General features: G+C 43.5%; 12 protein-coding genes. 2 read left to right on the plus strand and 10 right to left on the minus strand.

Going from position 1 to position 12,256, the window contains the following annotated elements; all coding sequences use genetic code 11:
• Positions 1-58: 58 nt before the first annotated feature.
• From HMPREF9065_RS01615 to HMPREF9065_RS01600, 5 genes are all read right to left on the minus strand, one after another.
• Complete coding sequence (locus HMPREF9065_RS01615; RefSeq protein ID WP_033002714.1) at positions 59-508, minus strand: YcgN family cysteine cluster protein; 450 nt, start codon at positions 506-508, stop codon at positions 59-61.
• A 174-nt stretch (positions 509-682) separates the two neighbouring features.
• Positions 683-1,945 carry a cytosine deaminase gene (locus HMPREF9065_RS01610; RefSeq protein WP_021616797.1) on the minus strand — a complete coding sequence of 421 codons (1,263 nt, stop codon included), beginning with the start codon at positions 1,943-1,945 and terminating at the stop codon, positions 683-685.
• A 9-nt stretch (positions 1,946-1,954) separates the two neighbouring features.
• Positions 1,955-3,181 (minus strand): cytosine permease, encoded by a 1,227-nt coding sequence (codB, locus tag HMPREF9065_RS01605; protein WP_021616798.1) that lies wholly within the window; start codon positions 3,179-3,181, stop codon positions 1,955-1,957.
• A gap of 161 nt (positions 3,182-3,342) precedes the next feature.
• On the minus strand, positions 3,343-4,107 hold the full coding sequence (locus HMPREF9065_RS09795) for a DUF6882 domain-containing protein (protein WP_021616799.1): 765 nt from the start codon (positions 4,105-4,107) through the stop codon (positions 3,343-3,345).
• Positions 4,108-4,153: 46 nt separating this feature from the next.
• Positions 4,154-4,981 carry a KPN_02809 family neutral zinc metallopeptidase gene (locus tag HMPREF9065_RS01600; protein WP_021616800.1) on the minus strand — a complete coding sequence of 276 codons (828 nt, stop codon included), beginning with the start codon at positions 4,979-4,981 and terminating at the stop codon, positions 4,154-4,156.
• A 137-nt stretch (positions 4,982-5,118) separates the two neighbouring features.
• Here HMPREF9065_RS01600 and lysM point away from each other — a divergent pair, with 137 nt between their 5' ends.
• Positions 5,119-5,562, plus strand: a complete 444-nt coding sequence (lysM, locus tag HMPREF9065_RS01595) for a peptidoglycan-binding protein LysM (RefSeq protein ID WP_033002716.1) — start codon at positions 5,119-5,121, stop codon at positions 5,560-5,562.
• A 409-nt stretch (positions 5,563-5,971) separates the two neighbouring features.
• Here the strand turns inward: lysM and dapD are convergent, their stop codons facing one another.
• The 5 genes from dapD to sppA form a co-directional block, all read right to left on the minus strand.
• On the minus strand, positions 5,972-6,799 hold the full coding sequence (dapD, locus tag HMPREF9065_RS01590) for a 2,3,4,5-tetrahydropyridine-2,6-dicarboxylate N-succinyltransferase (protein ID WP_033002718.1): 828 nt from the start codon (positions 6,797-6,799) through the stop codon (positions 5,972-5,974).
• 34 nt (positions 6,800-6,833) lie between these two features.
• Positions 6,834-7,805 (minus strand): HTH-type transcriptional regulator CysB, encoded by a 972-nt coding sequence (gene cysB, locus HMPREF9065_RS01585; RefSeq protein WP_021616805.1) that lies wholly within the window; start codon positions 7,803-7,805, stop codon positions 6,834-6,836.
• Between the two features lie 25 nt (positions 7,806-7,830).
• Positions 7,831-8,811, minus strand: a complete 981-nt coding sequence (gene rluB / locus HMPREF9065_RS01580; protein WP_021616806.1) for a 23S rRNA pseudouridine(2605) synthase RluB — start codon at positions 8,809-8,811, stop codon at positions 7,831-7,833.
• Between the two features lie 38 nt (positions 8,812-8,849).
• On the minus strand, positions 8,850-9,473 hold the full coding sequence (locus HMPREF9065_RS01575) for an L-threonylcarbamoyladenylate synthase (RefSeq protein WP_021616807.1): 624 nt from the start codon (positions 9,471-9,473) through the stop codon (positions 8,850-8,852).
• Positions 9,474-9,596: 123 nt separating this feature from the next.
• On the minus strand, positions 9,597-11,483 hold the full coding sequence (sppA, locus tag HMPREF9065_RS01570; RefSeq protein WP_021616808.1) for a signal peptide peptidase SppA: 1,887 nt from the start codon (positions 11,481-11,483) through the stop codon (positions 9,597-9,599).
• A 130-nt stretch (positions 11,484-11,613) separates the two neighbouring features.
• Between sppA and HMPREF9065_RS01565 the strand changes: the two genes are divergently transcribed.
• Complete coding sequence (locus HMPREF9065_RS01565; RefSeq protein WP_021616810.1) at positions 11,614-12,168, plus strand: nitroreductase family protein; 555 nt, start codon at positions 11,614-11,616, stop codon at positions 12,166-12,168.
• Positions 12,169-12,256 lie beyond the last annotated feature (88 nt).

The raw sequence follows: 12,256 nt of genomic DNA on the forward strand, positions 1-12,256 counted from the left end.
GATTCTAGCAAAAGATCAGAAAAACTGCGACGGGTTTATTGTCTATATACGGCATCTCTTACACCTCATTATCCTCATCTAAAATAAAGTCAAACCAATCAATCACATCACGTTCATGAATGCCGTGTCGAATTAAGATATCGGCTTTTCTCACACTCTCAGGATCGCCACTGATTAACGGGTGCCATGACGGCAACGGTTTACCTTCATAAAGCAAACGATAGGCACAAGTCGCGGGAAGCCAGCTGAATTCAGGTAAATTATCTTTGGTCAGTTTGGTACAATCCTCTTCCAATTCAAAACGTTTCAAATAATTACCGCACTTTCCTGTTTCTAAATCCAATAAATTGCACGCGATACGGGTGTAATACAAACGCTCATATTTCCCTTCGCCATCAATATATTTACGATAACAACACTTGCCGCAACCATCACATAATGCCTCCCATTCGGCATCATTCATATCAAGCAGGTTTTTGTGTCGCCAGAAATCAGGTTCTAATTGCATAAAATTATTTACCGGTTTGGTTTTAAAAGCGGAAATTATAGTGAGGAACGCAGCCTGTGACAAATACTGAAAGAGAGGTTTGCAAAAACAAAAAAGTGCGGTCAATATTGACGATGTTTTTCAACGGAAAAAACACATCGGATATTGACCGCACTTATCCTTAAAAAGGACAGATTAACGATAGGTGACGCGTTCGTTATCGTTTAAATGAATGGTCGTTTCAGCTAATTTGGTTTCTGCAATGACCTTGCCGTTTCGGATAGAATAACGTGTCGGCACTTGACGACGTACCGCATCAAACCCATTCTCTGCCGGTAAAATGATAAAGTTAGCGGCATTCCCCTCTTCCACGCCATAACCTTGTAACCCTAGCGCTTTTGCACTGTTTTCAGTCACTAATTTTAAACCGTCGTTAATTTGTCCGTAGCCCATGAGTTGGCAAACGTGTAACCCCATGTGTAACACCTGTAACATATTCGCCGTTCCTAACGGATACCATGGGTCAAATACGTCATCATGGCCGAAACACACGTTGATCTTGTTTTTCAGCATTTCTTTGACGCGCGTCACGCCACGGCGTTTTGGATAAGTATCGAATCGACCTTGCAAATGAATGTTGACGAGCGGATTGGCGACAAAATGAATTTTGGATAATTTCAACAAACGGAAAAGACGAGAGGCATAGGCATTATTGTACGAATGCATTGCGGTAGTATGGCTCGCCGTCACTTTGTCACCCATTTCATATTTCAATGCCAATGCTGCAACCGTTTCCACAAAACGGGATTGTTCATCATCAATTTCATCACAGTGAATATCGATTTGTTTGTTGTATTTGCGGGCAATATTGAAGGCTATATGCATGGATTCCACACCGTATTCACGAGTGAATTCAAAATGCGGAATGCCTCCCACCACATCTGCGCCCATTGCCATGGCTTGATCCAACAAGGCTTCGCCGTTCGGATAAGACAAAATCCCCTCTTGTGGAAATGCCACAATTTGAAGATCGACCCACGGGGCAACTTCTTTTTTCACTTCAAGCATGGCTTTCAGTGCGGTTAACGTAGGGTCAGACACATCCACATGGGTGCGCACATGTTGCACGCCATTTGCGATTTGCCATTTTAAGGTTTTCCACGCACGGGATTTAACATCCTCATGGCTCAATAAAGATTTTCGCTCAGCCCAACGTTCAATCCCTTCAAATAAGGTACCGGATTGGTTCCAGTTCGGTTGTCCTGCGGTTTGTGTCGCATCCAAATGAATGTGCGGTTCAACAAACGGCGGATACACAATGCCCTGTTCGCCGTCTAAAATGTCACCGGAAAAATCAATCTGTTGTTCGTTAGGCAGAATACGGGCAATCTTGCCGTCTTCAATGGCAATCTGCCATAAGCCTTCACGGCCGTTAATATGAATATTTTTAACTAACATTTATCGCTCCTATTTGAACGCCAATTTTTTACCGAATAACGGCGTTAACACAAAATAAGCCACTGCACCGCCAATAACGGCATTTAACGGAATAATACCCGGCAAGAATTTACCGCAAGCAATCCCAATTGCCACAGAGATAATGGCTGTCCAGTTGATGGTGACAAATTTTGCTTGTTCAAAATTAGCATAGGCCTTATTACGCAAAATATAGTCGGCAATGATCACGCCACCAATTGGTGGAATCGCGGCAGATAAAAACGTTAACCAGCCCACAAAGTTGTTGTATAACCACAAGGCACAAAGCGTACCGATCACACCGTTTAACACTGATAATGGACGGCTACTCCAACCGGTAATGTTGGCGAAACCCAAACCGGAGGCATAAAGCGCATTATCATTAGTTGTCCAAATATTTAAACCAAGCACAATAATCGCCGGCAGAATTAATCCTTGTGCAACCATTACATCAGAAATATCGGCCATCCCGGTTACCGCTGCTCCGGCGGCGCCAAAGACGAACATTAATGAGTTGCCCAAGAAGAACGCAATCATACTGATTAAAATTGCTTGTTTGGCTTTGCGTCCGAAACGCACGAAGTCAGCCGTTAATGAACCGGCGCTGATGAAAGAGCCCACAACCAAGGTAATTGCCATAGGTAAGGACATGTCGTCTTTCGGCATGATATTTTCTAACACAGATAAGCCACCGGCATCTGTTACCGCCAAATACACCGAATAAGAACCAAGCACCGCAATTGCCGGCACCGCGATAGTGGAAAGAATGGTCAGTGCGGAGATACCAAAGAAAACCGTAATGGTCATTAATAAACCTGAGCCTAAAATTAAATAGTTCACATCAATGCCGGTAACTTTATTAACCGGAATCGCAAACATCGCCACCCCGACACCGAACCAGCCCACTTGGGTGCCGCCTAAAATTAAAGATGGCAACCACGAGCCTTTCACACCGAAGGAATAACGCGCCAAAACATGGGTCGTTAAGCCGGTTTTTGCACCGATGTAGCCAAGAAATGACGTGTAAATCCCTAACATTAAGTTACCGATGATCACGGCTAGCCAGAAATCATGGTAAGTGAGTGATGTGCCCAGCGTGCCGCCCGTCCACATACTTGCAGAGAAAAACGTTAATCCCAGCATAACAAACGTCAGTGACACAGCACCTTTACGTTCATGTTGTGGAACGGGCTTCAAACTAAAATTTTCAGAACTCATTTTGGTATCCTTTCAAAGTAAAAAAATCGGCAAATTCTAATCTTTAGCCAAACCAAAAGCAAACGTTTGCTTGATGAAAAAGAATAAAAAAAGTGCGGTCAATATTGATAATGTTTTTCAACGGAAAAACACATCAGATATTGACCGCACTTTCTCTCGCACTACCCTTTCAGCTGGGACAAACATCCTTCTTCATCAAAAATACCGACAATTTCTTTTTCACCACGACGGGCAATTAAATGGGTTTCCGTATTTTCGATAATGCGATATTCCTTTGCCGTCACATAATTTTGTAGCACTTTTTTCTGGGCTTTAATTTCAAATAAAGAAATGAATTGCGGATAAACAGACAAGATTCTTAAATGTTCTTCTTCTAAAGAGAATGTCTTGCGTAAACTACGATCTTTCACCGTCACCAACAATGCACCCGCACCAAAATTGCCCACGTAATACCCGTCAGACTCAAACATCCCCAACGCGACCAAACCAAAACTATGCACGTCATTTAAGGCAAGTTCCCGATTAGGTTTTGTAAGTTCATCAATTTTGTATTTTTTGCCATAAGCACGAAATTCTTTCGCTTGTTCCAACAACTTTGCCGGAATATTGGCGGCTTGGTTTGCCCAACTCCAAAGCCAGGTTTGACTCTCAAAGGAAAAAGAACCCAACACCTGAACCGGATAAGTATATTGCTCGCCGAAGGTGATTTTCCCGGCTTTCAAATCCACGTTCCAATCCAAATTTTCTACTCGTTCAGCGAAATCAAGCTGCTTTTCAAACCCAATAATGGCATAGCGATCGTATAAGCCGGAAAAACTTTTATAGCCGCTAAATTGAATCATGCCGAATATTTTTTTAAATAACACGAAGGTTTCTCCTGATTGGTTTAATAAAGTGCGGTGCGTTTTTAAATTGTTTTTCTGCATTGAAAAACGCCTCAAAAATCCACCGCACTTTTGTTTCTGCCAACCGCTAAAAGGTATTACATTGTGCCGGATTGCCGCTGGTTAGCCCCACTTTAAACCATTGCAAACGCTGGGCTGAAGTGCCATGGGTGAAACTATCGGGAACCACATAACCTTGGCTGCGTTTTTGCAAACGGTCATCGCCTACCGATTCCGCCGCATTAAACGCTTTTTCAATATCACCACGTTCAAATAAACCGCTTTTTACCGCTTGTGATGCCCACACGCCGGCATAGCAATCCGCCTGAAGTTCCAATTTCACGGAAAGTTGATTCGCTTCTGAGCGGGATGAGCGACTTTGCAGACGATGCACTTGTGTCAACGTGCCTAATAAATTCTGTACATGATGCCCCACTTCATGGGCAATCACATAAGCAAACGCAGATTCGCCGGCTGCACCCAGTTTATTTTTCATGTCGTTATAAAACGATAAATCCAAATAGACCCGTTGATCATTCGGACAATAGAATGGCCCCATGGCAGATTGCCCCGTGCCGCACGCCGTTGGGGTTACGCCATTGTAGATAACCATGCGAGGTTCTACATATTGTCGGTTATTTTTGGAAAAGTATGTGGACCACACTTCCTCTGTGTCGCCCAGCACCACTTTGGAGAGTTTAAATAATTGGTCTTCTTGCTGTGATTGCAAAGGTGAACTTTGCGTAGTGCCCACCTCCATCTCACCAACCAAGCCTGATAAATCCACGCCATAATAAGCGCCGACCAAAATAATGATCAGCCCCAAAATACCGGTCGGTTTTCCGCCACCGAAACCACCGCCCGAGGAGCGTCTGTCTTCCACATTTGAACTTTCTCTACGACCTTGCCAACGCATACTTTTTCCTATTTTTAAATTAAATTTGTTTTATTCTAATCGAGAACCCTTTTTCCCGCCTAACATTTTATTCCTAGACTTATACGGCTGAATTGGGTATGTTGTGGCTCCCTGAATGAATCAATAAGGAGATGAAAATGGGATTATTTGATTTTGTCGGCGATATTGGCAAAAAAATTTTTAGCAAAGAAGAAGAGGCTTCCGCTGCAGTAACCCAACACATTAACGAAGATAACCCGGGTGTTGCAGATGTGGCGGTGAAAGTCGAAAACGGCGTGGCGAAAATTTCGGGCGTGGCGAGCTCTGCCGATGCGTTAGAAAAAGCGGTATTAATGGCGGGTAACATCATCGGTATCAGTAACGTCAATATTGATGACGTGACCGTGAAAAACGGTGAAACCCTTGCCGGTGATGATGAATTTTATGTCATCCAAAAAGGCGATACCCTTTGGAAAATTGCTGAAAAACATTATGGTGACGGCAACAAATACACAGCGATCGTAACGGCAAATAAAGAAGTGATTAAAGACGCAGATAAAATCTTCCCGGGGCAAAAAATTCGTTTACCGAAAAGCCTATAGTGTTATTTAAAAACGTTTCGATAAACGACCGCACTTGATGACATAAGTGCGGTCTTTTTTATTGTGTTTTAAGTGAATCGTAGCGTGCAACTTGTTGCACGAAATCTTGAACGCCCGAAAGGTTAAATAACGTTCTGTGCGTGGTTTCATCGTGCATCAAGATGCACGCTACTCACGAAATGGTGAATGCCCGAAAGGGGTAAATAACGTTCTGTGCATGGTTTGGTCGTGCATCAAGATGCACGCTACGTACGAAATCATAAATGCTCGAAAGGGGGAAATAACGTTCTGTATGTGGTTTCATCGTGCATCAAGATGCACGCTACGCACTTATAGTATTATTTAAAAACGTTTAAATAAACGACCGCACTTGATGGTATAAGTGCGGTCTTTTTTTATTGTGTTTTAACTATTCTTCAATAGAACGCAATAATTCGTTAATACCGACTTTGCCTAAAGTCTTGGCATCGACTTTTTTCACGATAACAGCACAGTAAAGGCTGTATTTACCGCATTTTGACTGTAGGCTACCGGACACTACAACGGAACCTGCCGGCACGCGACCATAGTGAATTTCGCCGGTTTCGCGATCATAAATTTTGGTAGATTGGCCGATAAAGACACCCATGGAAATCACACAACCGTCTTCAACAATCACTCCTTCTACCACTTCAGAACGTGCGCCGATAAAGCAGTTGTCACCGATAATGGTTGGGTTGGCTTGTAATGGCTCTAACACGCCACCAATCCCTACGCCACCGGAGAGGTGGACGTTTTTACCGATCTGTGCGCAAGATCCGACTGTTGCCCAAGTATCCACCATTGTACCTTCGCCCACATACGCCCCAATATTCACGTAAGATGGCATTAATACTGTGTTTTTAGCAATGTATGCGCCTTTGCGAACGGTGGCAGAAGGCACGACACGGAAACCTTCTTGTTGAAAACGTTCTTCTGTGTAATCGGCAAATTTTAAGGCGACTTTGTCGTAGTATTTGGTTTCTGCACCATCAATAATGTGATTGTCATTGATACGGAAAGAGAGCAACACCGCCTTCTTCAACCATTGGTGAGTGACCCATTCACCATCAATTTTTTCGGCGACACGGTATTTGCCACAATCTAAGCCTTCGATCACTTCTTCAATGGCGGCACGGGTTTGTGCATCAACGGTTTTCGGTGTAATTTCTGCGCGTTTTTCAAACGCATTTTCAATGATTTGTTGTAAATTTGACATGTTTTTTCCTATATCAATGTGAGTTAAATAAGCGTTATAAAACATCTAATGTGACGTTATCAAAAAGTTTTTTCACCGCATTATTATCGTGCAGACGTTCTGCTTTTTCTACGTTTTCACGGGTTAAGTGCGGTGAAAAATAAGTAATAAAATCATACATATAATTACGTAAGAACGCACTGTTCTTAAAAGCGATTTGGGTCATGCTTGGGCGGAAGAGATGATCCGCTTTAATGGCAACGAGATCCGTATCTGCTGCAGTATGCGCCATGGATGCCATGATACCCACGCCCAATCCCATGCGTACATAGGTTTTAATAATATCGGCATCCGTTGCCGTAAAGACGATATTTGGCAAAATCCCGGCGCCATTAAACGCATAATCTAAATCCGATACGCCGGTGAAACCGAACGTATAGGTTACCAGTGGGTATTTGCCTAATTCTTCAATGGTCAGCTGTTCGCATTTCGCTAAGGGATGATCAGGTCTTACGATCACGGAACGATTCCATAAATAACAAGGCAATAAGACCACCCCATCAAATAAATACTGCGCTTCGGTGGTGATCGCCAAATCCACTTCATCTGATAATAGCGCATCATAAATTTGTGAAGGCGAACCTTGGTGAATATGCAGGCTCACATTCGGGTAACGCTTGGAAAAACGCTCAACTACCGATGGCAACATATAACGTGCTTGCGTATTCGTTGTGGCGATGCGTAACATCCCATGATCCGGCTTCGTATATTCATCGGCAATTGAACGAATGCCTTGCATTTTCATCATTAATTCTCGAGAAATGGCGACAATGCGCTTTCCCGGAGGCGTTAGCCCTTTAATATGTTTGCCGTTACGCTCAAAAATTTCCAATCCAAGCTCGCTTTCTAATAAGCGAACTTGCTTACTGATTCCCGGTTGTGAGGTAAACAGGGCATTTGCCGCTTCCGTCACATTAAAATTTTGATTCACAATCTCAACCACATAGCGAAGTTGCTGAAATTTCATGGTTTCCTCTCGTTAATCATGAGCACTATTTTTTATAACGTTTACTGAGTTCCGAATAGCGTTTGACGGCTTTACGAATCTGTCCGGCTTTCGGTTTACGGCGTTGTTTATGGGCATCAACTTTTGTTTCTGTTTCCGGTGGTAGCCCCACTAAATCACGCAAATAATTCACTTCATCTAACGCCATTTCCTGCCAACCGCCACGCGGCAAGGTTTTCATTAATTTAATATTGCCATAACGAATGCGAATCAAGCGGCTGACTTGAATGCCTTGAGATTCCCACAAACGACGAACTTCACGGTTGCGCCCTTCCATCAACGTCACATCAAACCACTGGTTCATCCCCACGCCACCCACAAATTTAATGTCTTTAAAATTTGCCGGGCCATCTTCTAATTGCACGCCTTTTTTTAAGCGCGCTAACATCGCTTCATCCACTTGCCCGAAGACACGCACGGAATATTCTCGCTCCACTTCACGGCTTGGGTGCATTAAGCGGTTTGCCAGTTCGCCATCCGTTGTGAATAACAATAAACCCGAGGTGTTAATATCCAAACGCCCGACCGCAATCCAACGTGCACCGTTTAAACGCGGCAAGCGATCAAACACCGTTGCGCGTCCTTCCGGATCATGGCGGGTGCAAAGCTCCCCTTCCGGTTTGTAATACATTAACACCCGACACACTTCTTTTTGTGCTTGGGTAAGATTGATCAAGTTGCCGTCAATTCGTACTTTTACGCCGGAATGTACGTTAATGCGATCGCCTAAGGTCGCGATTTTGCCGTCCACGCTCACGCGATTTTCTGCAATGATGGCTTCGATTTCACGGCGGGAACCTTGCCCGGCACGGGCTAAGACTTTTTGTAATTTTTCGCCCTCTGCTGCCATGGATTTATTGACAGGTTTAGTCACGGATTGACGGGGTTTGGCTCCCATCGTTTTTTCTTTATTATTGGCTGAAAAGTGCGGTCGATTTGACGTGCGCTTTTGTGTTGTGGCTTTCATAAATCCTCGTTGTCGCTTTCCCAAGCGTCTGTTATCGATTAAATAAATGGTGTAATGGCGCCGCTGCCTTCGCGTAAAATCACTGGTGTACTTTCGGTTAAATCCACCACTGTGGTGGGTTCTTGCCCTAAATAACCACCGTGAATAATTAAATCTACCTGACGTTCCAAACGATCACGGATTTCTTCCGGATCCGATTGCGTGATATGTTCTTCATTCGGCAACATCAAAGAACAAGACAAAATCGGCTCGCCTAAGGCTTTCAATAAATCTAGGGCTATTTGATTATCCGGTACACGAATGCCGATGGTTTTACGTTTCGATGTCATTAAACGGCGTGGCAATTCTTTCGTAGCCGTTAAAATAAACGTATAACGACCGGGCGTGTTATTTTTAATTAAACGATAGGCAGAATTAGTCACCAACGAATAATTGGACAATTCTGACAAATCACTACACACCAACGTAAAATTGTGCCCTTCCGGTAGCTGGCGAATTTGCACGATACGATCCATGGCGTGCTTATCGCCGATCATACATCCCAAGGCATAACCGGAATCGGTTGGATAGACGATGACGCCGCCGTTACGCAAAATTTCAACTGCCTGATTAATCAATCGGGCTTGCGGATTTTCGGGATGGATATAAAAAAATTGACTCATATTCTTCACTCTCCGAGTAAATAGCGAGGCATTATATCAGTTTCAAATAAGGCGGGATAACGGTTTGTTTTACAGAAACCCTATATCACGCCGATTTAAAATGATTGAAAAATTGACCGCACTTTACTTCACTGAACCACACGTCAAACAATACAAATATTGCCCTTTAGGATCGTTAAAGCGAGTTAATGTGCCAAGCGGTTTGGTTAACTGCGTGAACGCTTTCGGTAATCCAACACTTTCAAGCACGAAACCTTGCGCCCAAGTTTTCGCATCGCCTTTGAAGTCACGTAACATTTTTTTCAATAATGAGCTGTCTTCATCCACAATCCATTCCACTGAGAATGAGGCTTCATCGAGTTTATCTTTTTCTGCCCGTTTTTCATTCACTAATTCAATCGTCTTACCGATGGCCGTATCTAATGTCCCAAGCTCATCTACCAATTTATGTTCAAGCGCTTCAGAGCCTAGCCAAACCTGACCTTGCGCAATATTATCCACTTGCGCCTTGGTTAAATGGCGACCCTCACTGACTTTCGTTAAAAATTGATCGTAGCCATGTTCAATTTCCAACTGAATAACATCATTTAAGGTTGGCGATAAAGGTGAGAATAATGAACTAAACCTTAAATCAGAGGTTTTTACGCCATCTGCGGTAATCCCCATTTTCTTAATGGTGTTCTCAAAGGTCGGCAACATGGCAAAAATGCCGATTGAGCCGGTAATCGTATTTTTATCGGCGACAATATAATCGGCTGTAGAGGAAATCCAATAGCCACCTGAAGCTGCCATACCGCCCATGGAAACCACCACAGGTTTGCCGGCATTTTGTAAATGTGCCACTTCTTGACGAATGATCTCCGAGGCAAACGCACTGCCACCGGGGCTATTGACACGCAACACCACGCCTTTCACTTTGTCATCGTCATAAGCTTGGCGTAACAATTTGGCAACTGTATCGCCACCCACATTTTCTTCGTCGCTGTCACCATCAATAATAGCGCCTTCTACATTCACTACCGCAATCTGGTTGTCGGTTTCCCCATGCATACGATCCGGCAAAGAGGCTAAATATCTCTCGTAATCCACCATTTTCGGTTGATGATCCTTATCTTCACCAAAAAGTGCGGTCAGTTTTTTATCTAAATTTAAACGATCTATTGCGCCGGTTACGAGCTTGCGTTGCTTCACATAGGCCGCGGTATCACCTTTTAACGCTTTCAATTCGGTTAAAAACGTATGCGCGTCCGGTGCAACGGCACTTTGCTGAATATCACGATTCTCTGCCACACGTTGCTTATAATGATTCCACATGGTATTTAACCAACGTTGTAAATTCGCCTTGGCTTCATCAGACATCTCATTGCGTAAATACGGTTCGACTGCCGATTTGTAAGTACCGACGCGAAAGACGTGCGGGTTCACTTCGAGTTTATCGAGCATATCTTTAAAATACAGCGTTTCCTGTGCCAAACCATCAATAGACACGGAACCTGTCGGGTTCATATAAATTTCATCGGCATAACTGGCAAGGAAATATTGCGCTTGATTATAGTTATCCGCATAAGCAATCACCTGTTTGCCGCTTTCTTTGAAATTTTCAATCGCCTCGCCCACATATTCCAGCGCCGGCAAATCACCGCCTTGGAAAAAGTTCAAATCCAGCACTAAACCACGAATATTGTCGTCTTGTGCGGCAGAATCAATCGCATATACCACATCAAAAGTAGAATATTGTTGCGGAATATTTTGCCCATCCAGCTCTTTTAAAAGGGTTTTGAAATCGTTTTTCTCATCGCGATTATCGGCTAAATAGCCATCTAAATTGAGCAATAACGCCCCTTGATCACCTCTTAGCACGGTTTTTTCCGATTTATCTGCGCCAATCATCAAAGTTGCAACAGATAAAAGCACCAAAACGAAAACAAGAAACACCAAATTCATGACCAAATCACGAATAAAATTTAATATTCGCCAAGCGAACTTAATACAAGATAAAATGACGTTCATACCACCTCAAAAAGCGATCCAAAAGGATGCTTAAAATACCACAAACCGCCTGCGCAATAAACACGCGGAAAAAATAAACTGTGCTATAATCCACCGCACTTTTCGTCTCACCCACAAATGAAGGACAATCATGGATGCATTAAAATTGCTTACCGAGCGTTATTCGGAGAAAAAACTGAGCGCCCCAGCCCCCGATAAACACCAATTAACCCAAATGTTTCAAGCGGCATTGCGCAGCCCTGATCATGGCAGGCTGCAACCTTATCGCTTTATTGTCATTGAGCAAGATAAAATGACGGAATTAAGCCGTTTATTAAAAAGCGCCGTACATGAACTGAACCTGGGTGAAGAACGCTTGAAAAAAGCCGAAACCCTAGCGACCCGCGCCCCGATGATCATCGGTGTTGTTGCCAAAATCGATCCGAATATTAAAAAAGTTCCGGAATGGGAACAGTTGCTTTGTGCAGGTTGCGCGACCTATGCCATTCAATTAGCGGCGAATGCCTTAGGCTTTAAAAACGTTTGGGTTAGCGGCCCTTGGCTAGACGGGAGCGACTTACGCCAAGCATTCCAATGCGATACCGCAGATAAAATCATCGGTTTCTTGATGATCGGATCTGCTGAAGATAAATTGGAAAGAGAGAAAAAAACGTTAAATTTAGATGGTCTTGTGTTTTCTCTTTAATGTAAAAATACCCAAAAAACAGACCGCACTTGACGAAGCAATCAAAGTGCGGTCTGTTTTTTATTATAGCCAGCCAAAGTCTGGCTAT

The organism is Aggregatibacter sp. oral taxon 458 str. W10330 (assembly GCF_000466335.1).
In the GTDB taxonomy this organism is placed as follows: Bacteria; Pseudomonadota; Gammaproteobacteria; order Enterobacterales; family Pasteurellaceae; genus Aggregatibacter.